Here is a 21,658-nt window from a genome sequence, read left to right on the forward strand (position 1 = left end):
GCCGTCAGCGCTCGTTGTCGGCCTTCCGCGCGGTCGACGCGATGTCCTCCAGCACCTTCGCGGGCTGGCCGCCCGGCTGTACGACCTTCCCGATGTTCTGCTTGACGTCCTCGCTGACCCCGGCCCAGGACTTCTTGCCGACCGGGTAGAGGCGGGCGGTCGGCAGGGCGGTCAGGAAGGTCTTCAGCTGGGCCGCCGAGCCGCCGCTGGCGGCCTCCATGGCCCGGTAGCCGCTGGTGGTGACCGGCAGCAGGTCGTACTTGTTGGTGAAGGCGGTCACGTTCTTCGCGGAGTACAGGTGGTCCAGGAACTTCCCGGACTCGGCCTTGTGGCCGTTCTTGAAGGCCATCACCCAGTCCGCGACGCCCATCGCGGAGTGGTCGGTGCCGTCCACGGTCGGCATGGGCACCATGGCGAACTTCACGCCCTTGCCGGCGGCCTGCTTGATCAGCGTGGGGTGGCCGTTGAGCATGCCGACCTCGCCGCGGGTGAAGGCGTCGAAGGCGGCCTGGCGGTCCAGCTTGCCGGGCTCGACCGGGCCGGTCAGGCCCTGCCCGACCATCTTGTCGCGCAGGAACTCGAAGGACTTCACGTTCTCCGGGGAGTCGATCGCGTACGCCTCCTCGTTGTCGGTGTAGCCGCCGCCGCCCGCCAGCATCCACATCATCGACTCGGCCTGGGCCTCCTCGCGGCCCAGCGGCACCGCCATGGGGGTGGGCACGCCCGCGGCCTTGAGCTTCTTGGCGGCCGCCTCCAGGTCCGCCCAGCTCTTGGGCTGCCAGGACCCCGAGCCGTCCTTGGGGATGACCCCGGCGTCCCCGAGCAGCTTCGTGTTGTAGAAGAGCAGCCGGGTGCTGGCCACGAAGGGCATGCCGTACTGGACCCGCTTGACCTTGCCCGCGTCGGCGAGCGGCCCGAGGAAGTCGGCCTCGGTGGTGACGGAGAGCAGCTCGTCGGCGGTGTAGAGCTTGCCGGCCTCGGCGTAGTCGGCGTAGGCGCCGATCTGGGCGATGTCGGGGGCCTTGCCCTCCTTGACCATCGCGGCGACCTTGGCGTCGACCTCGGACCAGGAGTAGACGCTGACCTCGACGTGGACGCCCGGGTTGTCCTTCTCGAAGGACGCGGCGAGGTCCTTCCAGTAGGCCTCGGAGGAATTCTGCGGATTGTCGCCGTAGTCGGCCGCCACGACCCGGAGGGTCACCTCGTTGTCACCACCGAGACCCGGGACGGCTCCGCAGCCCGTCAGCGTCACGGTGGTCAGGCACAGCGCGGCCCCGGTTGCGGCCAGGCTCAGGTAACGGCCCTTCACGGTTCTCGATCCACCCCTTGTTGTACGTACGATGCGACGTAAGGTCTACACCACTTTGGCGACTGCACCACATCCCGCGGCGGCCCCGCGCCGGGACTGTGTCCGGACCGTGTCCGGGCCCGGGTCCCGAATTTGTATGGCAGCGCAACAATCCCCCCCAATGGACTAGACCTTTCCCTCCCGAGCACGCGAGACTGTCTCTGTGAAACCCGTGAAACACGTCATCGCCCTCGATGTGGGCGGCACCGGGATGAAGGCCGCCCTCATCGCCGAGGACGGCACCCTGCTGCACGAGGCGCGCCGCGCCACCGGCCGCGAGCGGGGCCCCGAGGCCGTCGTCGAGACGATCCTGGACTTCGCCGCCGAACTGCTGCGGCTGGGCCCGGAGCGCTTCGGCGCGGCCGCCTCGGCCGCCGGAGTGGCCGTCCCCGGCATCGTCGACGCCGAACGGGGCACCGCCGTCTACGCCGCCAACCTCGGCTGGCGCGACGTACCGCTGCGCGACCTGCTCGGCGCCCGCCTCGGCGGCATCCCCGTCGCCCTCGGCCACGACGTGCGCACCGGCGGCCTCGCCGAGGGCCGCATCGGCGCCGGGCGGGGCGCCGACCGCTTCCTGTTCGTCCCGCTGGGCACCGGCATCGCCGGAGCCATCGGCATCGCCGGCCGCATCGAGGCGGGCGCCCACGGCTACGCGGGAGAGATCGGCCACATCGTGGTCCGCCCGGGCGGACCCGCCTGCGGCTGCGGCCAGCACGGCTGCCTGGAGACCCTGGCCTCGGCCTCCGCCGTCTCCCGCGCCTGGGCCGCCGCCTCCGGCGACCCCGGGGCCGACGCCGCCGACTGCGCCAAGGCCGTCGAGTCCGGTGACGCGCGCGCCCGCGAGGTGTGGCTCGCCGCCATCGGCGCGCTCGCCGACGGGCTCGTCACCGCGATCACCCTGCTGGACCCGCGCACCCTGATCATCGGTGGCGGGCTGGCCGAGGCGGGGGAAACCTTGTTCACACCACTTCGGACGGCCGTCGAGGAGCGCGTGACGTTCCAGCGGCTGCCCGAGATCCTTCCGGCCGCCCTCGGGGACACCGCCGGATGCCTGGGCGCAGGGCTGCTCGCCTGGGACCTACTCGCCACGGAGGTACCTGCCTGATGTCCGGAAGCGCACACAGCACCGTTCTCTCCGGCGCCCGGGTGGTGCTGCCCACCGGGACCGTCGCGGGCGGACGGGTGATCGTCGAGGGCGACCGCATCGCGGGCAGCGCCCACGAGGGCGCCGAGGTCGTCGACCTGTCCGGGCACTGGATCGTCCCCGGCTTCGTGGACATGCACAACCACGGCGGCGGCGGAGCCTCCTTCACCTCCGGCACCGCCGAGGAGGTCCTCCGGGGCGTACGGACCCACCGCGAGCACGGCACCACCACCCTCATCGCCTCCACCGTCACCGGCGACCTGGACGAACTGGCCCGGCGCGCCGCCCTGCTCGCCGAGCTCACCCAGCAGGGCGAGATCGCCGGCATCCACTTCGAGGGCCCCTTCATCAACCCCTGCCGCAAGGGCGCCCACAAGGAGGACCTGCTCCGCGACCCCGACCCGGCCGAGGTCCGCAAGCTGGTCGACGCCGCGCACGGCGCCGCCCGCATGGTCACCCTCGCGACCGAGCTCCCGGGCGGCCTGGACTCCGTACGGCTGCTGGCCGAACACGGGGTCATCGCCGCGATCGGCCACACGGACTCCACGTACGAACAGACGCGCCAGGCCATCGACGCGGGCGCCACCGTCGCCACCCACCTCTACAACGCGATGCCCGGCCTGGAACACCGCGCGCCCGGCCCGATCGCCGCGCTGCTGGAGGACGAACGGGTCACCGTCGAGCTGATCAACGACGGCACCCACCTGCACCCGGCGATGCTGGAGCTGGCCTTCCACCACGCGGGCGCCCACCGCGTCGCCCTGATCACCGACGCCATGGACGCGGCCGGCTTCGGCGACGGCACCTACCACCTCGGCCCGCTGGAGGTGGAGGTCAAGGACGGCGTCGCCCGGCTCGTGGAGGGCGGCTCCATCGCCGGCTCCACCCTGACCCTGGACACCGCGTTCAAGCGGTCGGTGACGGTGGACCGGCTCCCGGTGGAATCCGTCGTGCAGGCCATCTCGGCCAACCCCGCGAAGCTGATCGGCCTCTACGACCAGGTCGGCTCGCTGGAACCCGGCAAGTACGCCGACCTGGTCGTCCTCGACGCCGCGTTCGACGTCAAGGGCGTCATGCGGCGCGGCGAATGGATCGTCAACCCGCTGTCCTGAGCGGCCTTCCGGCTGGACGGCGACGCCGGCGGGCCCTCGGGACTGGGCCCGCCGCCCGCTTTTTGGCATGATCCCGGCATTCACCGAGACCGGGGCTGGCCATGATCCTCACCGTGACGCTCAACACCGCACTCGACGTCACCCACCGGGTGCCGCGACTGCTCCCGCACGCCTCCCACCGGGTCACCGGCGTCGCCGAACGCCCGGGCGGCAAGGGCCTGAACGTCGCCCGCGTGCTCGGCACGCTCGGCCACCCGGTGACGGCCACGGGCTTCGCGGGCGGACCGTCCGGCGCGCTCGTACGCGAACTCCTGCGCGCCGCCCCCGGGGTCACCGACGCCCTGCTCCCCTGCGCGGACCGCACCCGGCGCACCCTGGCCGTCGTCGACGAAACCACCGGCGACACCACCCAGTTCAACGAACCCGGCCCGCAGATCACCGCCGCCGAATGGGCCGCCTTCCAGGCCCGCTACGCCGAACTCCTCACCGGAGCCCGCGCGGTGGCGCTGTGCGGCAGCCTGCCCCCGGGCGTGCCGGTCGGCGCCTACGCCGTCCTCGTACGGGCGGCCCGCGCGGCCGGCGTCCCCGTGCTCCTCGACACCGGCGGCGAAGCCCTGCGCCGCGGGGTCGCCGCCCGGCCGGAGATCATCAAGCCGAACGCCGCCGAACTGGCGGAGCTCACCGGCTCCCGCGACCCGCTCCCCGCCACCCGCGACGCCCGCCGCCGGGGCGCCCGCGCGGTGGTCACCTCGCTCGGCCCGGCCGGACTCCTCGCCGCCACCCCCGAGGGCACCTGGCAGGCCGTCCCGCCCCGCCGCCTGGCCGGCAACCCCACCGGCGCCGGCGACTCCGCGGTGGCGGGCCTGCTGTCCGCCCTGACGGAGGGGCTCGACTGGCCGGCCGCCCTCACCCGCGCCACGGCCCTGTCGGCCGCCACGGTCCACGCCCCGACGGCGGGCGAATTCGACCCCCGCACCTACGCGGAGGTACGGGGGTCGGTTCAGGTCACGCCGCTCTAGGCGGTGGCGCCGGGCGGGATCAGCCCTGTTCGAGCCAGAGCTGGTCGATGTTGATCTCGCACTGGTTGCCCGTCTCGCACGAGATCTTGACGCTGTTGGTGCCCTTCTTCAGGTCCACCAGCGAGTAGGTGTTCGTCCAGCCCTTGTCCCACTCGCCCGGCTTGGCGAGGGCGAAGTTCTTCATGTTTATCGGGCGGGTCTGCTTGTCGCCGTTGACCGTCAGCGTGGTGCTGGCGTCCTTGCCCGGCACGCCGTAGGTCATCTTCAGCTTGTACTTCCCGGAGGCCGGGACGTCCAGCGTCCAGGTCACGGCCGCGCCGGTCTGGTTGAAGTTGCCGACGTACTGGCCGCCCGAACTCTTCGCGCCCGGCACCCCGGTCATCAGCGTGGCACCGCCCGTGAGGGCCATGCCGGAGCCGGAGGCGTCGGCCTTGGGCAGCGGCGTCTGCGAGGGCCGCGGGGAGCTGCTCGGTTCCGCGGAGCCCTCGGGCTGCTGCGGCGCCGGGGTCTGCTGGCCCTGCTGGCCCGCCTGGTCCTTCTTCTTGTCGTCGCCGTCATTGCCGAAGGCGAGCGCCGCGCCGATGCCGATCGCGACCGCCGCGACCACGGCCACCGCCGCGATCAGCAGCCCCTTGCGGCTGGACCCGCCGCCCCCGCCGCCGGCGTGACCGCCGCGGCCGCCCGGGAGCGGGACCTGCTGGGTGTACTGCTGCTGCGCGGGCACGCCGTAGCCGCCCGCCTGCAGCGCCTCGGGGGCCTGGTACTGGGCCTGGTACGCGGCCTGCTGCTGGGGAACCTGTCCCCGCTGGCCGCCGTAGGTCCGCTCGCCGACCGTACGCACCTGGTTGTACGAGGTACGGGGGACGCCGGGCTGCGCGCCGGCCTGACCACCGCCCGTCGGGCCCGGGTAGCCGTATCCACCGCCCGAGGCGGTCGGGGCGGCACCGGCGGCCTGGCCGTCCGCGTAGAGGTAGCCGAACGGATCGTCGTCCTCGGGCTGGTTCGCCCCACCGTGCGGGCCGTTGTTCGCGGGCGTCGTCATCGCAGGTCACTCCTTTCGACCCACGGGAGCCTACCCCGAACACGTGCGCCCACGGGCGGCCGATCAGACTACCCGGCCCGCCGGTGCGCCTTGGAACGGGACCTTTTCTCGATGTACATCCGCTGGTCGGCGGAGCGCAGCACCTCGTCCGCGGACATCCCGCAGCTGGCCCAGCCGATCCCGAAACTCGCCCCTACGCGGACCGCGCGCCCGTCCACGCGGATCGGCGGGATGATCGCGCCGCGCAGCCGTACGGCGAGGTCGGCGGCGTCGGCCGCGCCCAGTCCGTCGGCGAGGACGACGAACTCGTCACCACCCAGCCGGGCGACGGTGTCACCGTCCCTGACGCAGGTCGTGAGCCTGCGGGCGACCTCGATCAGGACGGCGTCGCCGGTGTGGTGCCCGAACCGGTCGTTGATCGACTTGAAGCCGTCGAGGTCGCAGAAGAGGACCGCGAGCCCCTTCGTCCCGTCGTCGACGTCCGTGGCGGGCGCCACGGTGTGCACGTGGTGGTCGTACGGGCCGTCCGCGTGGGCCGTGAAGGCCCCCGCGAACTCGAAGGACTCCGGCCCCGGCGCCGTCCCGGCAACGGGACGGCCGTGGTCGGGGCCCTCGTGGCCGCCGGGCCGAAAGCCGTGCTCGCCCGCACCACCCCCCGCCTCCGGCCGCGGTTCGAAGGCCGCGTCGAGCGCCTCGACGGCCGTGGCCCGCACCGACTGGGGCCGCCGGCACAGCCGGGCGCCGAGCCGGGAGCGCAGTTCGGCGCTGTTGGGCAGGCCGGTGAGGGAGTCGTGGCTGGCCCGGTGCGCGAGCTGGAGCTCGTGCCGCTTGCGCTCCTCGATGTCCTCGACGTGCGTGAGCAGGAAGCGCGGTCCGTCGGCGGCGTCCGCGACGACCGAGTTGCGCAGCGAGACCCAGACGTACGTGCCGTCGCGCCGCCCCAGGCGCAGCTCGGCCCGGCCGCCCTCGGCGGAGGTCCGCAGCAGGGTGCCGATGTCCTCGGGGTGGACGAGGTCGGAGAAGGAGTAGCGGCGCAGCACCGAGGCGGGCCGGCCCAGCAGCCGGCACAGGGCGTCGTTGGTGCGCAGCAGCCGGCCGTGCTGGTCCCCGCCCATTTCGGCGATGGCCATCCCGCTGGGGGCGTATTCGAAGGCCTGGCGAAACGACTCTTCGCTGGCCCGCAGCGCCTGCTGCTCGCGTTCCAGCCGGACGAGGGCCCGCTGCATGTTCGCCCGCAGCCGCGCGTTGCTGATCGCAATCGCGGCTTGGAAGGCGTACATCTGGAGCGCTTCGCGCCCCCACGCACCGGGCCGGCGGCCGTTGCGCGGTCTGTCCACCGAAATGACACCCAGAAGTTCCCCGGCCGTCGCATACATCGGGGCGTACAGCCGGTCCTCGGGGTGCCACTCGTCTTCGAAGCGCGGGTCGGGGCCGTCGGTGTGCCACTGGGGCACGTCGTCCTCGATCAGGACCCAGCCCTCGGTGTGCGGGATGAAGCGCAGGCCGTCCCAGTCCTCGCCCATCGTCAGCCGGCGGTCCCAGGAGGGACGGGAACCGACGCGGCCGGTGATCAGGGCCTCCGCGGCCGGGTCGCCGGCGAAGGCGGCGACGACGAGGTCCCCGTCAGGACGTACGAGGTTGACACAGGCGAGTTCGTAGCCGAGGCCGCGCACGATGCCGTCCACGACGGTCTGCAGGGTGTCCGCCAGGCTGCGCGCGGTGTTGAGCTCGGCCACCACCTGGTGCAGCTGCCGCAGGGTCGCAAGACGGACGTACGGCTCCGACTCGGTCTCCATTGCTCGCTCTCCCCGAGACCTCGACAGCAACTCCAGGTTTGTCATCGGCGTTTCGTTGCGGTGTCCCGTCCACTGAATCACAGTGAGCTGTGCGGCAGGTACACAGGGTCAACAAATCTTGCTCTCTGTGACTCAAGTCACATGAGATGAATAACGAGGCACTCTGGACGGGCCGTTGAGTGGGAGCGCTCCCCCCTCTTCCCGTGAGCAAACGATACGCCCGGGCCTAGTCCCGGGGGCGGGGACGCGGCTCGGACCAGCGCCCGATGTGCGCCGCACGGGCGCACAACTAGCGTTCGGACCGTGCCGAAGACGACCCTGACGACTCCCGTGACCCCCGTACCGTCCGCCACCCCCCATGCTGAGGGGGTGAGCAACGACGAGTTCCGCGCCGCCATGTCCCGGCTGGCCGCGGGAGTGTGCCTGATCACCGCGCATGAGCCCGCGTCGACCGCCGACGGGCCGCGCGGCGAGGACGTCGGCATGACGGCCACCGCCTTCATGTCCGTCTCGCTGGACCCGCCGCTGGTGCTGGCCAGCCTGCGCGAGGGCTCGCGGATGGACGACCTGCTCGCGGAGCAGCCGCTGTGGGCGGTCTCCGTCCTCGCGGACTCCCAGCTCCAGATCGCCGGGCGCTTCGCCATGAAGAACCGGATCAGCGACCGGCTGCTGTTCGAGGGCCTGCCCCGGGTACGGGGACCGGTCAGCGGGGCACCGCTGCTGACGGGGGCGCTGGCCACGCTGGAGTGCCGTACCGAGTCCCGCGTCGAGGCGGGCGACCACACGCTGGTCATCGGCCGGGTCCTGAGCGCCGCCGTGCCGGCCCCGGACGCACCGCCGCTGACGTACTTCCGCGGCCGCTACCGCCACCTCGCGCCGTAGCGGGGCAGGGCGGCCGGGGGCTGCCGGCCGGGGCTGCCGGGCCGGGCGGGGCTACCAGTCGCGGCCGGTACGGCCCCGCTTCGTCTCGCCGCGGGCCTTCTTCTCCCGCAGCCGGCGCTCGTTGATGCCCCGGGGGATCTTCGTGGCCCGGCGCGCCTTCGGCGGCGGGGCCGTGGCCTCCGCCAGCAGCGAGGCCAGCCTGACCAGGGCCATCTCCCGGTTGCGCAGCTGCGAGCGGTGCTCCGAGGCCCGTACCGTCACCACCCCGTCCACCAGCCGGGACGCCAGCCGCTCCAGCGCCCGCGCCTTCCACACCTCGGGCAGCGCCTTGGTCGCCGCCACGTCGAACAGCAGCTCCGCCCGCGAGTCCGAGGTGTTCACGTGCTGGCCGCCCGGCCCGGAGGAACGCGAGAAGCGCCAGGCGAGCTCCCCCTCGGGGAGCACGACCGAACCGCGGATGACATGGGGACCAGGCATGCCCCTATGATCGGCCCCCGCCGACGCCCCCGTCACCCCGATTTCGGGCCCGCCGCCGGCCCCGCGGAACCTACCGGCCCCCTCCCCGCGTTATGGAGGTCAGCAGTAACTTGGCCACGACCACGCAGCGCGGTCATGTGACGAAGAAGGGACACCAGTCAAAATGGCAGTAAGCCTGTCCAAGGGCGGCAACGTCTCGCTTTCCAAGGAGGCCCCCGGCCTCAGCGCCGTCACGGTCGGCCTCGGCTGGGACACCCGCACCACCACCGGCGTCGACTTCGACCTGGACGCCTCGGCCATCGCGGTCAACGCGACCGGCAAGGTCGTCTCCGACGGCCACTTCGTGTTCTTCAACAACAAGACCACCCCGGACGGCACCATCGTCCACACCGGTGACAACCGCACCGGCGAGGGCGCGGGCGACGACGAGGCCATCAACGTCAACCTCGCCGGCCTGCCCGCCGACGTGGACAAGATCGTCTTCCCGGTCTCGATCTACGACGCCGAGTCCCGCAGCCAGAACTTCGGCCAGGTCCGCAACGCCTACATCCGCGTCGTGAACCAGGCCGGCGGCGCCGAGATCGCCCGCTACGACCTCTCCGAGGACGCCGCCACCGAGACCGCCATGGTCTTCGGCGAGCTCTACCGCAACGGCGCCGAGTGGAAGTTCCGCGCGGTCGGCCAGGGCTACGCCTCCGGCCTCACCGGCATCGCCCAGGACTTCGGCGTCAACGTCTGAGACCCCCGTCCGGCGGCCCGCCGCTGGTGAAGCCCCCCTCCCCGTGGCCGGGGAGGGGGGCTTCGCTACCGTTCGACGGGTGATCCTCCAACCGCTCGTCCCCGTGGACGGCGCCCTGCCCGGCCCGGTCCTCACCGAGGTCGCCACCCTCTACGCGACGAACCGCGCGTTCTTCGAACTGAGCGGCGACTTCCCCGACCCGGCCCGCATCACCGTCGAACAGGTCGCGGCCGCGCTCGCCGACGAACTCGCCACCGACGGCTCCGAAGTCCTGCTGGCCCGCTCCGCCGGCCGCCTCGTCGGACTCGCCGTCACCCTCGCCCACCACCCGGACCCGGCCGCCGCCGACCCGGACCCGTGGATCGGCCTGCTCCTGATCGACTCCACCGCGCAGCGCACCGGCCACGGCCGCACCGTGGCCACCCTCGTCGAGGACCGCTTCCGCGCGGCGGGCCGCACCGGCCTGCGCATCGCCGTACTGGAGGGCAACGCCTCCGGCCTCGCCTTCTGGCGGGCCCAGGGCTACACCCTGCTGCGCCGCGCCCCGGACCGCGAACACGGCCGTCCCTGCCAGGTGATGCGCAAGGCCCTCTGACCCCGCGGGCCCCGGTCGCTCAGCCGGCGGCGGGGGCGAGGGCGGGGCGGCCTTCCCCGTACAGCCAGACGTCCCACACCCCGCGCAGGTCGTGGCCCGTGCGCCGCTGCGCGTAGGCGGTGAAGTCGGCCGTGCTCGCGTTCCCGTGCCGGTGGTCGGCGGCCCAGCCGCGCAGCAGGTCGAAGAACTTCGCGTCGCCCACCTCCTGCCGGATCCGGTGCAGGACCATCGCCCCCCGGTAGTACACCGGGTCGTCGGAGATCTGGCCCGGCCCGGGCGGGGAGGCGGGCGCGAAGGCGTCCCAGTCGCCGTCGGCGTGCGGGTCGACCGCGGTGTCACCGGCCAGGAAGGCGTCGAAGCGGCGCTGCGCGCTCACCCCGCCCCGGTCCTCCGCCCACAGCCACTCGGCGTACGTCGCGAAGCCCTCGTTGAGCCACATGTCCTTCCAGGACTTCGGCGAGACCGAGTCGCCGAACCACTGGTGCGCCATCTCGTGCAGGACCAGCTCCTCGTCGGGCGCGCCCGAGTAGACCGGCTTCGTCTGCGTCTCCAGGGCGTAGGTGAGGGTCTGCGGCGGCATCACGATCGCACCGGCCGTCCCGAAGGGGTAGGGGCCGAACTTCGCGCTCCCCCACTCCACGATCTCCCCCAGCCGCGCCAGCGCGGGCGCGCTGCCCGCGACCTCCCCGGGGGCGACGGCGTCGTAGACGGCGACGCCCGAGGCGGTCCGGCCGGTCGTCACCTTGAACTTCCCGACGGCGACGGTGGCGAGGTAGCTCGCCATCGGCTCGGCGCTGTGCCACGCGAACTCGGTCTGTCCGTCCGCCACTTCCCGCCGGGAGCGCAGCTCGCCGTTGGACACGGCCTCGTAGCCGTCCGGGACGGTGACGGTGATGTCGTACGTGGCCTTGTCACCGGGGTGGTGGTTGCCGGGGAACCAGCCCATCGACCCCACCGGCTCACCGACGGCGACCGCGCCGTCCGGGCCCGCGATCCAGCCCTCCTTGGAGCCGTCCGGATCGATGACGGGCTTCGGGCGTCCGGAGTAGTCGATCTCCGTACGGAAGACCTCGCCCTTCCTCAGGTCCTTGGCCGGGCGGACCGTCAGCTCGTTCCCGGTCCGGTTGAAGCGGGCCCCGGCGCCCTGCACGTCCACGCCCTCGACCTTGAGGCCGCTCAGGTCGAGGTTGAAGGAGCTGAGCCCCTGCTCGGCGCGGGCGGTGATGACCGCCGTGGCGTGCAGCAGCCCGTCGGCGGGGTCGTAGGCCAGGTCGAGGTCGTAGTGCTCGACCTGGTACCCGCCGTTGCCCGCCCGGGGGAAGTACGGGTCCCGCACCCCGGACGCCCCGGGCCGCCCCTGCACCGTGGCTCCCGTACACCCCGCGGTGAGGCCGAGGAGCAGGGCGAGCACGGGGGCGGCGAGACGGACGAGGGCACGGTGTTCCACGCCCCCGATCCTAAGCGGGCCCCCTGGAGGAGGGGTGGTGCACGGCGTGGGCGGGACGGCCGCCGGTGCGGCCGCCCCGCCCACGGGACTGCGGAGCTCCTGCGGAGCTCCTGCGGAGCTCCTGCGGGACTACTTGCCGAGGGCGTCGGCGCCGGCCTTGGCGAACTTCTCGTCCAGGTCGCCGCTCGGGGCGCCCGCCACGCCGACGCCCGCCACCGGGGCGCCCTTGGCCTGCACCGGGACGCCGCCACCGAGGAAGAGGGTGCCGGGGATGTCCTTCAGGTTCGGGGTCTGCGCGAGGCGGCCCACGAGCACCGAGGTCGGGGCGTTCCAGGACACGGCGGTGAAGGCCTTGCGCTCGGCCGACTCGTAGGACTGCGGGCCCGCGCCGTCGCCGCGCAGGGTGACGATGGTGTTGCCGTTGCGGTCCACCACGGCGACGGTCACCTTCTGGTTCTCCTTCGCCGCCGCCTGGAGCGCGGCCTGCGCGGCGCGGGTGGCGGCGTCGACGGTGAGGTGCGTCGAGGTGGTGAAGTTCCGGTCGTCGTCCTTCTTCGCGGCCGCCTGGACGGGAGCGGAGGCCGGGGTGGCGCTCGCGCTGACGGCACCGAAGGTACCGGCGCCGAGGGCGAGGGCGAGGGCGGTACCGGTGAGGACGCGGGTACGGGTGTTCATGGCTGCTGCTCCTGAGGGTCGTCGGTCGGTCGTCGGCTCGACTCGCTGCTCCAAGCCTCCGCCGAGATCCGCCCCCGCCCCGTCCCCGTACCGGCTCCCGCCGCCGACCGCACCGGCTGACCCGGGGGTCAACCGATCGGCCGATGCGGTGGCCCTGGCCGGGCGGTTCTCCTGGGACCACCCCACCCCCGCCGGCCCGGCCCGCCCACCGACCCCAGTCCCGGCACCCCCAACCGAACCACCCGGACCGACGGGCCCATGCGGACCGACCGGCCCGTGCGGACCGACCGGACCGTGCCGGCCCACCGGGGGCCGTGCGGACCGACCGGGCCGTGCCGGCCCACCGGACCGTGCGGACCGACCGGACCATGCCGACCCGCAGACCGTGCGGGCCAACCCGACCGGGCACGGACCGTGCGGACCGGCCAAGCCGTGCAGGCCAACCAGACCACGCAGGCCGTGCGGCCATGCGGGCAGTGCGGGCCGACTGGGCCAGACCGGCTCACCGGGCCGTGCGGACCGACCGGACCGTGCCAGCCCACCGGACCGTGCGGACCGACCAGAGCGACCGGACCGACCGGACCGTGCAGGCCAGCCCAACCGGGCACGGACCGTGCGGACCGACCGGACCGTGCCGGCCCACCGGACCGTGCGGACCGACCAGAGCGACCGGACCGACCGGACCGTGCGGGCCAACCCGACCGGGCACGGGCCGTGCGGACCGGCCAAGCCGTGCAGGACGACCAGGCCCTACGGGCCGCGCGCGCCGACCGAGCCCGGCGGTTCGTACGGGCCGCACGGCCGACCGGGTCGGCTGGGCCGAGCAGGCCCACCAAGCCGGGCGGGTCCGACCGGACGGGGCAGGCCCTACGACCCGCGCAGGTCCGGGCCGGCCGACAGGGCCTGCGCGGGCCACACGGCCGGGCGGGCCAGCGCGGGCCGGCCGGGCCTGCGCGGGTCGTACGACCAAGCCCGTACCGGGCCGGGCAGGCCCAGGCGGCACGGTCCGTCCAGGCCGGGCGACCCGCCCGGGTCGGGCCCGGGCGACGGCCCGGCCCGGGCAGCGGCAAAATGGACATCGCCCCCACCACCCCAGGAGTCCCGCCGTGAGCCACCCCCCGCGGCCCCGCCCGACCGCCTCGGACGACACCCGCACGCTGGCCACCGTCATGCACACGGCGTTCTTCCTGCTCCTCGGCGCCTCCGTGGCGCGCTTCCTCCTGCGCCACCCCGGCGAACCCCGCACCCCCTGGGTCATCGCCCTCAGCATCGCCCTCGCCCTGCTCTACGTCCTCGGCCCCGCCGTCGGCGCCACCCGTACCCCGCCCACCGCACCCGCCCCCACCACCCTGCGCCGCAGGCTCTGGCTCGGGCTCGTCGTCGCCACCTGGGTGGTCCTCGTCGTCCTCGCGCCGAGCTTCGCGTGGTGCGCCGTCCCCCTCTTCTTCACCGCCCTGCGCACCCTGCGCCCCCGCGCCGCCGTGGTCCTCGTCGCGCTGCTCACCGTCTTCGTCGTCGCCGCCCAGCTGCGGCTCTCCACCGCCTTCGACCCCAACCTCCTCCTCGCCCCGCCCGCCGTGGCCGCCCTCGCCACCGCCGTCTTCGTCCACATGGAACGCCAGGCCCAGGAGCAGCGCGCCCTCATCGACGACCTGATCCGCACCCGCCGCGAACTCGCCGCCACCGAACGCCGCGAGGGCACCCTCGCCGAACGGCAGCGGCTGTCCATGGAGATCCACGACACCCTGGCCCAGCACCTGTCGAGCCAGCAGATGCTGCTCCAGGCCGCCGACCGGACCTGGGAGAGCGACCCCGGCACCGCCCGCTCGCACGTCCGCACCGCCACCGGCATCGCCGCCCGCGGCCTCGCCGAGGCGCGCCGGCTCGTCCACGACCTGGCGCCGCCCGAACTGGAGAACGGCGCCGGCCTGCCCGACGCGCTGCGCGCCCTGGACGCGGGCCCGGACATCGAGGTCCGCTTCCACCTGGAGGGCGCCCCGGCCCCGCTGCCCGACCGCGCCGAATCGGCCCTCCTGCGCATCGCGCAGGGCGCCCTGGCCAACATCCGCGAGCACTCCGGCGCCCGGACCGCCGCGCTGACCCTGAGCTTCCTCGGCGACCAGGTCGTCCTGGACGTCGCGGACGACGGCGACGGCTTCACCGAGTCCCGCACCGCCCCCGGCGCCCCCGAACGCGGCCACGGCCTCCCCGCCATGCGCGCCCGCGTGCGCCAGCTCGGCGGAACCCTGACCATCGAATCCACCCCGGGCGAGGGCACCGTGCTCTCGGCCGCGATCCCCCTGGAGCCCACGGGATGACGACGATCCTCCTCTGCGACGACCACGTGGTGGTGCGCGCGGGACTCCTCGCGCTGCTCGGCAGCGAACCGGACATCGAGGTGCTCGGCGAGGCGGGCAGCGGCGAGGAGGCCGTCGCGCTGGCGGCGAAGCTCCGCCCGGACGTGGTGCTGATGGACCTCCAGCTGGGCGAGGGCATCGACGGCGTCGAGGCCACCCGGCGCATCACGGCCCTGCCGGAGCCGCCGCACGTCCTGGTCCTCACCACGTACGACACGGACGCCGACATCACCCGGGCCATCGGCGCGGGCGCCACCGGCTACCTCCTGAAGGCGGAACGGCCCGAGGAACTCTTCGCCGCCATCCACTCGGCGGCGGCGGGCCGCACCACCCTCTCCCCGCCCGTCGCCAGCCGGGTGATGGCCCACATGCGCGGCACCCGGCCCACGCTGACGGACCGCGAGCTGGACATCCTGGGCCAGCTGGCCCGCGGCCTCGGCAACCGCGACATCGCCCGCGCGCTCTTCATCAGCGAAGCCACGGTCAAGACCCACCTGGGCCGCATCTACGACAAGCTCGGCGTCGACACCCGCGCGGGCGCGGTGGCCGTGGCCAAGGAACAACGCCTGCTCCCGTCCTGACGCACCCCTCGCCCCCGGCCCCGGCGGGCCTCCATCGGCTTCGCGCCGCTGCGCCGGACTCCGTCCCCCGGCCCCCCGCCCCCGGCCGGGCCCGTGTGCGCCGCTGCGCGGGGCGGGGTCCCCTGTCCGCCCTTCCACCGTTCCCCGGGCTCCGCCCGGACCCGTCACCACACGGCGCTCCGCGCCCGCGCCTCAAACGCCGGCGAGGCTGAAAGGCCCACACTCCACCCCCGCCGGCGTTCGCGGCGCGGCGTCCGGGGCGGAGCCCCGGGAACCGGGCGCAGCCACGACAGCCGCCCCCGACCGGCACCACCACCCCCGCCGGCGTTCGCGGCGCGGGCCGGCCCGGGGGTTGGCGGGATCCGGACACGCAGGCCCGGTCTTCGGACAACCCCGCGTCGCAGCCCTGCCGCACCCGCCACCCCCGATGGCACGCTCTCTCGCGCCACCCCCCACCCCGAAGGAGCCCCCGTGACCCCCCGCCCCGGCCGGACGGCCGCCACCATCGCCGCCGCAGCCCTCTTACTCGGCGCCACCCTCGCCGCCGGCACGGCCACCGCGGCCCCCACCGCCACCGGCACCGGCCGCAGCCAGTACTCCGGCACCGTCCCCCTCGGCACCACCCCCTCGGGCGCCACCTACCAGCTCCGCGACCCCGCCCGCGGCAACCAGCGCACCCTCGACGCCCTCAACCAGACCACCGGCCCCGGAGTCCTCTTCACCGACGCCGACAACACCTGGGGCACCGGCAACCCCGCCAACCGCCAGACCGCAGCCGTCGACGTCCACTACGCCACCGCCGTGACCTGGGACTTCTACCGTGCCGCCTTCAACCGCGACGGCGTCCGCGGCGACGGCGCCGGCACCACCTCGCGCGTCCACTACGGCAACAACTTCGGCAACGCCTTCTGGAGCGACGGCTGCGCCTGCGTCTCGTACGGCGACGGCGCCACCCCCGGCCGGCCGCCGACCTCCCTCGACGTCGTCGGCCACGAGCTCGCCCACGGCCTGACCTCCGCCACCGCCGGTCTCCTCTACAGCGGCGAACCCGGCGGCCTCAACGAGGGCACCTCCGACATCCTGGCCACCGCCGGAGAGTTCTTCGCCCAGAACAAGTCCGACCCCGGCGACTACCTCCTCGGCGAGCGGGTCTACGACGGCCCGCCCCGCCGCATGGACCGCCCGAGCGCCGACGGCAGCTCCCGCGACTACTGGTCCGCCGACCTCGCCACCCTCGACCCGCACGCCTCCTCCGGCCCCGCCCGCCACTTCTACTACCTGCTGGCCGAAGGCAGCGGCCCCAAGGTCATCAACGGAACCGCGTACGACTCCCCCACCTACGACGGCTCCAAGCTCCTCGGCATCGGCCGCGACAAGGCCACCCAGATCTGGTACCGGGCCCTGACCCTGCACATGCGGTCCACCACCGACTACGCCGCGGCCCGAACCGCCACCCTCCAGGCCGCCGTCGAGCTCTACGGTGCCGCCGGCCCCGAGGTCACCCGCGTCGCCGCCGCCTGGAAGGCCGTCAACGTGGGCTGACCCGGGCGGCCCCGTGCCGACCCGGGCCGGTCCGGCGGCCCCCGGCGCCGGGAGGGGCGCACCCGTGACACCATCAAGGACGTGCTCGACATCGGCTACTCCCTCTCCCGGCGCTTCCCGGACCCCCCGCAGACCGACTACCGCTCCGCGGACGTCCGGACCCTGCGCCACGACCTCTTCTGCGGCGACGTCTACCTCGCCGACACCGACAAGGACCGGGAAGTGTCCACAGCCTGGGGATGGGTCCCGGTGCTCGACTTCGCCTGGGCCCTGTGCGACATCGTCGAGCAGCTCGACGCGGACCCCCGCGGCAGCCGTTCCGCCCACCGCCAGTACGCCGAGCTCGACTTCACCGAGTCCGCCGACCGCATGCTCTTCGAGCGCCGCTTCGGCTGGGTCGACATCGAGGCCGACTGGATGGCGCCCGAGGAGGAGCCGCTGACCTTCGGCCACCGGCTGCTGCGCCGCGAGGCCCGCGACTTCCTCCACGACCTCATCGCCGATCTCATCGACATGCACGACGGCCTCGCCGACAACCCCGTCATCTGGACGCTCCAGTCCCGCTTCCCCCGCGTCCCCGCCTGACCCCGAAAACCAAGGAACCCGGCAACCAAGGAACCCGGGAACCCGGCAGGCCCGCCGCTACCCCACCACCCGCACCCCCAGCTGCGCCGCCAGCGCCGGAGCCAGCTCGAACAGCTGGGCAGGGCTGATCACCGCCCCCGCCAGGGCCTCCACCCCGCGCGCGATCCCCAGCTCCGAAGCCTCCCGCAGGTCGACGTCCGTCATCCGGGCCCCGGTGAAGTCGGCGCCCCGCACCACGCACCCCCGGAACTCCACCCGCTCCAGCACCGCGCCCCCGAAGTCCGGCTCCACCAGCACGCAGCCCTCGAAGACCACGTCCTTCAGCCGGGCCGACCGCAGGTTCAGGTAGTCGATCTTCCCGCCCCGTACGAGGACCCGCTCCAGCACCGCCCCGTGCAGCTGCACCCCGCCCAGGCGCGGCTCCAGCAGCTCCACGTCCCGCAGCGAGGCCCCCGACAGGTCCGTACCCACCCCGCGGACCCCGTCCAGCAGCGAGTCCAGCACCCGCGCCTTCGCCAGCCCGGCCTCGTCCAGCGCGCACCGGCGCAGCGCGCAGTCCATGAAGCGCGCTCCCACGCCCTCCTGCCCGGCCAGGTCGAGGTCGGCGAACTCCAGCCCGTCGTAGTCCCCGTCCGGCTCCAGTTCACCGCCCTCCCACGCCACCAGCCCCGGCAGCCGCACCTGCGGCCGCCGCGCCGCCTTCACCGCCGACGCCGCATCCGCCGTCCGCCCAACTGCCCGCCCCGCCGTCGCCCGCTGCCGCTCGTTCCGTGTCGCCATCCCCCCATCGTGGCGCACGGCGGTGACAACGGCGGCCCGCCCTTGACCTCAACCCCGCTTCAGGTCCGAGGCTTGCCGCATGGACACCATGCGCGCCATCCGCCTGCACGCCTTCGGCCCCGCCGAGAACCTCTCGTACGAGACGACCCCCCGCCCCGTCCCCGCCCCCGGCCAGGTCCGCATCGCCGTCGCCGCGGCCGGCGTCCACCTCCTCGACGTCAGCCTCCGCAACGGCGTCGAGGGACCCCCCGCCCCCCTCCCGGAGCTCCCGACCACCCCCGGCCGCGAGGTCGCCGGCACCGTCGACGCCGTCGGCCCCGGCACCGATCCCGCCTGGCTCGGCCGCTCCGTCGTCGCCCACCTCGGCTTCGCCCCCGGGGGTTACGCCGACTGCGCCGTCACCGACGCCGCCCGCCTGCACCCGGTCCCCGAGGGCCTCGACCACGCCCAGGCCGTCGCCATGATCGGCACCGGCCGCACGACCCTCGGCATCCTCCAGTTCGCCGGCCTCGGCCCCGGCTCCACCGCCCTGATCACCGCCGCCGCCGGCGGGATCGGCACCCTGCTCGTCCAGTACGCCAAGAACGCCGGCGCCACCGTCGTCGCCCTCGCCGGAAGCCCCGCGAAATGCGCCCTGGCCATGGCGAACGGCGCCGACCTCGCCGTCGACTACACCACCGCCGACTGGGCCGGCGCCGTCCGCGCCCACCACCCCGACGGCGTCGGCGTCCTCTTCGACTCCGTCGGCGGGGCCACCGCCCGCAGCGCCCTGGGCCTGCTCGCCCCCGGCGGCCGCCACCTCGTCTACGGCTGGTCGGGCGGCCCGCTCGACCTGACCGACGCCGAACGCGACGGCCTCGCCGCCCGCGGCATCACCAGCCGGAGCGTCCTCGGCCCCGCCATGCTCGAAGCCGTCGGCGCCCCGGACCCGCTCCGCGTCCTGGAGACCCGCGCCCTCGCCGAAGCCGCCGCCGGCCGGCTGCGCCCCGCCGTGCGCCGCTACCCGCTGGCCGAAGCCGCGGCCGCCCACCGCGCCCTCGAAACCCGCGCCACCACCGGCAAAGTCGTCCTGGAGCCCTAGACCCCGGCATTCCCCGAACCAGCGCCGTGTTCATGCCCCCGGTGTCATAGTTGGATCTTGTGTGGACAACTCTTGCGCCGCTCGTCGGCGTTCTGCTCGGCGGGGTCATGTCGATGCTGGGGCAGCGCTCGGCAGGACGTGCCTTGGAGCGCGGCGAGGCACGCCGCAGTGTTCGTGAACTTGCCGAGGCGCGCCGCAATGAACGTCTCACCCACCTCATCGGATTTCTGTCCGCGGTACAGGAAGCCGAACGAGTCGCGGTGGATCGGTATCACCACAACCTGGCTGACGAGCAGTGGCAGGCCCGGGCAAGGCAGGTCCTCGACAGGATGTGGGTGACGCAGAAGACGATCCACGTGCTGTGCGCGTCCGAGGTCAGCGAAGCGGCACGGAGCCTCGCGTTCGCCGTGCAGGAGGTGATCAGGAAGGGCCCCGAAGATCCTGGGGAGCCGCAGGATGAGAAGGTCTGGGCGCACATACGTCCGAGCCGACAGGCATTCCTCGATCTCGTGCGCGGCCAGCTCAGTTGAAACCCCGGGGAGGGATTCGGCAGCTGCCGTGAGCGGCTGCCGGGGCGGGCCTCGCATCCGTCGAGGAGCCCGCGAAGCGGATGACGCTCGCCGCACGATGAAGGGCGGAGCCGGTGCTGCTCGTCCCGGGGCAGCACGCCACCCGACAGGCCCCTTGGTCCATCGACCAGCTGATCACGGTCACTTCGGAATGTGGCGGGCCCGCACCCGGCGCCACCGCCCCGGCGCGGTCCGACCGCGCTCCCCGCCCGCCTCACCTCCCCAGCAGCACCCCGGCCACCGCCACTTCCGGCTGCGGCAGCCGCGCCTGTCCGTCGTCCAGCTCCCACAGGCAGTTCTGCACCACCCGCCCCAGCGTCCACGCCCGGGCCCGCTCCCGGTCCAGCCCCACGACCTCCGCCAGCAGATCGAAGCGCCATCCCACGTCCCCCTCCCGGAACGCGTTGACCAGCGAGGGCAGCAGCTCGAACCCCGGGTCCCCCGACAGCGGCTTCGGATCGATCGCCAGCCACGGCTCCCGCGCCCCGGCCAGCACGTTGCCGAAGTGCAGGTCCCAGTGCAGCAACCGGTCCCCCGGCTCCCCCGCCACCTCCGCCAGCGCCGCCGCGCAGTCCCGCAGCAGCCGCCGCTCCCCCGCGTCCCCCAGCCGCCCCACCGCCTCCGGGACCCGCGCCAGCATCCCCGCCGCGACCTCGCCCAGTCCCCGCAGCCCTTCCGGTGCCCGGACCGCCGTCAGCCGCGCCAGCAACTCCCCCACCACCAGCACCGCGGCGCGCGCGTCCCGCTCCGCGAGCGCCGAGAGGTGGCGCCCCGCGTCCAGCCGCTCCAGCAGCAGCGTCCCCGTCGGCCCGTCCCACTCCAGCAGCCGTACGCACCCGCGCCCGTCCCAGGCCCGCAGCGCGAGCGGCTCCCCCGCGGTCTCCTCGTCCGCCGCCAGCAGCTTCAACGCCGCCTCCGTGCCGTCCGCCCGCACCACCGGCAGCACCAGGGCCGTCATCCCGTGCATCGCCGGGCCCGTCACCCGCAGCCCCCACCGCTCCAGGAACTCCGCCACCCGCACCGGCAGTCCCTCGATGAACTCCCGCCCCGCCACACCCCCGTACCGCAGCTGTACCTCGACCAGGCCGTACGGAATCTCCACCATGGCGCCGACCCTACGCAGCTACCCCCCGATCCCCGCCCCACCGAGGACCCGCGCGAACGCGGCCGCGTCGAACATCGACCCGTCCTTCGCCCCGACCGGCTTCCCGTCCACCAGCACCGCCGGCGTCCCCTCCATCCCGGTCGCCTCGAAGGCCCGCTCGGCCTCCCCGGCCCACCCCGTGTACGTCCCCTCCGCGACGGCCCGGTCGAAGGCGGCCCCGCGCAGTCCCGGCACCCGGTCGGCGATCCGCAGCAGCAGCTCGTCGGTGAACTTGCCCTTCGGCTGGCTCGCGAAGACCGCCGCCTGGTACTCCGCGAACTTCCCGGCGTCCACCGACGCCCGCAGCGCGTTCACCGCCCTGACGGAACCGCTCGCCCCGCCGCGGTCCAGGAACGAGGCCAGCAGGTACTCGATCCGCACCTTCCCGGCGTCCGCCAGCTTCAGCAGGGTCTCCCCGCCCGCGGCCTCGAACTTCGCGCAGTAGCCGCACCGCGGATCCACCAGCACCTGCACCGTGCGCGGCGCCCCCGGCCGGCCCACGACCACCTTCGCCCCGTCCACGACGGCCGGCAGCTCCGCGAGCCGGTCCGCGATCGGGCTCGTCCGCACCTCGGCGGCGGCCGCGTCCGTACCCGCCCCCGACCCGGACGTCCCGCCCGCCCCGCAGCCGGCCACCGCTCCGCCCAGCAGCGCCGCCGCCGCGACCGCCGCCACGAGCCGTCCCGCGCGCCCCGCCCTCCGTACGCCCACTCCCACCGGAAACCCTCTCCATCAACCACTCA

At 74.2% G+C, this 21,658-nt stretch carries 21 protein-coding genes; 12 read left to right on the plus strand and 9 right to left on the minus strand.

What is annotated here, in order from left to right:
- Window positions 1-4: 4 nt before the first annotated feature.
- Window positions 5-1,309 (minus strand): extracellular solute-binding protein, encoded by a 1,305-nt coding sequence (locus tag ACGFXC_RS29040; RefSeq protein ID WP_393717655.1) that lies wholly within the window; start codon window positions 1,307-1,309, stop codon window positions 5-7.
- A 211-nt stretch (window positions 1,310-1,520) separates the two neighbouring features.
- Here ACGFXC_RS29040 and ACGFXC_RS29045 point away from each other — a divergent pair, with 211 nt between their 5' ends.
- From ACGFXC_RS29045 to ACGFXC_RS29055, 3 genes are all read left to right on the plus strand, one after another.
- Window positions 1,521-2,453, plus strand: coding sequence for an ROK family protein (locus ACGFXC_RS29045; RefSeq protein ID WP_393717837.1), 933 nt, complete (start codon window positions 1,521-1,523; stop codon window positions 2,451-2,453).
- Window positions 2,453-3,604: an N-acetylglucosamine-6-phosphate deacetylase gene (gene nagA, locus ACGFXC_RS29050; RefSeq protein ID WP_393717657.1), complete on the plus strand. Its 1,152-nt coding sequence runs from the start codon at window positions 2,453-2,455 to the stop codon at window positions 3,602-3,604. The genes ACGFXC_RS29045 and nagA overlap by 1 nt, the downstream gene beginning before the upstream one ends.
- A 101-nt stretch (window positions 3,605-3,705) precedes the next feature.
- Complete coding sequence (locus ACGFXC_RS29055; RefSeq protein ID WP_393717659.1) at window positions 3,706-4,623, plus strand: 1-phosphofructokinase family hexose kinase; 918 nt, start codon at window positions 3,706-3,708, stop codon at window positions 4,621-4,623.
- A 19-nt stretch (window positions 4,624-4,642) separates the two neighbouring features.
- Here the strand turns inward: ACGFXC_RS29055 and ACGFXC_RS29060 are convergent, their stop codons facing one another.
- A complete protein-coding gene (locus tag ACGFXC_RS29060) occupies window positions 4,643-5,665 on the minus strand; it encodes a CBM35 domain-containing protein (RefSeq protein ID WP_393717660.1) in 1,023 nt (340 codons plus the stop codon).
- 68 nt (window positions 5,666-5,733) lie between these two features.
- A complete protein-coding gene (gene cdgB / locus ACGFXC_RS29065) occupies window positions 5,734-7,461 on the minus strand; it encodes a diguanylate cyclase CdgB (protein WP_393717662.1) in 1,728 nt (575 codons plus the stop codon).
- Between the two features lie 303 nt (window positions 7,462-7,764).
- Between cdgB and ACGFXC_RS29070 the strand changes: the two genes are divergently transcribed.
- A complete protein-coding gene (locus ACGFXC_RS29070; RefSeq protein ID WP_393717663.1) occupies window positions 7,765-8,343 on the plus strand; it encodes a flavin reductase family protein in 579 nt (192 codons plus the stop codon).
- 51 nt (window positions 8,344-8,394) lie between these two features.
- Here the strand turns inward: ACGFXC_RS29070 and arfB are convergent, their stop codons facing one another.
- Window positions 8,395-8,820, minus strand: coding sequence for an alternative ribosome rescue aminoacyl-tRNA hydrolase ArfB (arfB, locus tag ACGFXC_RS29075; RefSeq protein WP_393717665.1), 426 nt, complete (start codon window positions 8,818-8,820; stop codon window positions 8,395-8,397).
- A 163-nt stretch (window positions 8,821-8,983) separates the two neighbouring features.
- On the opposite strand from arfB, the gene ACGFXC_RS29080 reads away from it, so the two are divergent.
- Complete coding sequence (locus ACGFXC_RS29080; RefSeq protein WP_385314362.1) at window positions 8,984-9,559, plus strand: TerD family protein; 576 nt, start codon at window positions 8,984-8,986, stop codon at window positions 9,557-9,559.
- 79 nt (window positions 9,560-9,638) lie between these two features.
- Window positions 9,639-10,154: a GNAT family N-acetyltransferase gene (locus tag ACGFXC_RS29085; protein ID WP_393717667.1), complete on the plus strand. Its 516-nt coding sequence runs from the start codon at window positions 9,639-9,641 to the stop codon at window positions 10,152-10,154.
- 19 nt (window positions 10,155-10,173) lie between these two features.
- Here the strand turns inward: ACGFXC_RS29085 and ACGFXC_RS29090 are convergent, their stop codons facing one another.
- The gene (locus ACGFXC_RS29090; protein ID WP_393717669.1) at window positions 10,174-11,601 is read right to left on the minus strand and encodes a M1 family metallopeptidase; all 1,428 of its coding nucleotides are present in this window, start codon (window positions 11,599-11,601) and stop codon (window positions 10,174-10,176) included.
- A gap of 129 nt (window positions 11,602-11,730) precedes the next feature.
- Window positions 11,731-12,276 (minus strand): heme-binding protein, encoded by a 546-nt coding sequence (locus ACGFXC_RS29095; protein ID WP_393717671.1) that lies wholly within the window; start codon window positions 12,274-12,276, stop codon window positions 11,731-11,733.
- A 1,169-nt stretch (window positions 12,277-13,445) separates the two neighbouring features.
- On the opposite strand from ACGFXC_RS29095, the gene ACGFXC_RS29100 reads away from it, so the two are divergent.
- From ACGFXC_RS29100 to ACGFXC_RS29115, 4 genes are all read left to right on the plus strand, one after another.
- Window positions 13,446-14,594, plus strand: a complete 1,149-nt coding sequence (locus tag ACGFXC_RS29100; RefSeq protein ID WP_393717839.1) for a sensor histidine kinase — start codon at window positions 13,446-13,448, stop codon at window positions 14,592-14,594.
- Window positions 14,591-15,214 carry a response regulator gene (locus ACGFXC_RS29105; RefSeq protein WP_393717673.1) on the plus strand — a complete coding sequence of 208 codons (624 nt, stop codon included), beginning with the start codon at window positions 14,591-14,593 and terminating at the stop codon, window positions 15,212-15,214. Before ACGFXC_RS29100 ends, ACGFXC_RS29105 begins: the two co-directional genes overlap by 4 nt.
- 471 nt (window positions 15,215-15,685) lie before the next feature.
- On the plus strand, window positions 15,686-16,756 hold the full coding sequence (locus tag ACGFXC_RS29110; RefSeq protein WP_393717675.1) for a M4 family metallopeptidase: 1,071 nt from the start codon (window positions 15,686-15,688) through the stop codon (window positions 16,754-16,756).
- 81 nt (window positions 16,757-16,837) lie between these two features.
- Window positions 16,838-17,341 carry a hypothetical protein gene (locus ACGFXC_RS29115; protein WP_393717677.1) on the plus strand — a complete coding sequence of 168 codons (504 nt, stop codon included), beginning with the start codon at window positions 16,838-16,840 and terminating at the stop codon, window positions 17,339-17,341.
- A gap of 57 nt (window positions 17,342-17,398) precedes the next feature.
- Here the strand turns inward: ACGFXC_RS29115 and ACGFXC_RS29120 are convergent, their stop codons facing one another.
- Window positions 17,399-18,121: a pentapeptide repeat-containing protein gene (locus ACGFXC_RS29120; RefSeq protein WP_393717679.1), complete on the minus strand. Its 723-nt coding sequence runs from the start codon at window positions 18,119-18,121 to the stop codon at window positions 17,399-17,401.
- 88 nt (window positions 18,122-18,209) lie between these two features.
- Between ACGFXC_RS29120 and ACGFXC_RS29125 the strand changes: the two genes are divergently transcribed.
- Window positions 18,210-19,202: a zinc-binding dehydrogenase gene (locus ACGFXC_RS29125; protein ID WP_393717841.1), complete on the plus strand. Its 993-nt coding sequence runs from the start codon at window positions 18,210-18,212 to the stop codon at window positions 19,200-19,202.
- A gap of 50 nt (window positions 19,203-19,252) precedes the next feature.
- Window positions 19,253-19,732 (plus strand): hypothetical protein, encoded by a 480-nt coding sequence (locus ACGFXC_RS29130; RefSeq protein ID WP_393717681.1) that lies wholly within the window; start codon window positions 19,253-19,255, stop codon window positions 19,730-19,732.
- Between the two features lie 253 nt (window positions 19,733-19,985).
- On the opposite strand, the gene ACGFXC_RS29135 is transcribed toward ACGFXC_RS29130, so the two are convergent.
- Together ACGFXC_RS29135 and ACGFXC_RS29140 are read right to left on the minus strand one after the other, a co-directional pair.
- On the minus strand, window positions 19,986-20,876 hold the full coding sequence (locus ACGFXC_RS29135) for an aminoglycoside phosphotransferase family protein (protein WP_393717683.1): 891 nt from the start codon (window positions 20,874-20,876) through the stop codon (window positions 19,986-19,988).
- Window positions 20,877-20,894: 18 nt separating this feature from the next.
- On the minus strand, window positions 20,895-21,590 hold the full coding sequence (locus ACGFXC_RS29140; RefSeq protein WP_393717685.1) for a DsbA family protein: 696 nt from the start codon (window positions 21,588-21,590) through the stop codon (window positions 20,895-20,897).
- Window positions 21,591-21,658 lie beyond the last annotated feature (68 nt).

The sequence above is a fragment of the Streptomyces sp. NPDC048507 genome (assembly GCF_043199995.1).
GTDB lineage: Bacteria > Actinomycetota > Actinomycetes > Streptomycetales > Streptomycetaceae > Streptomyces.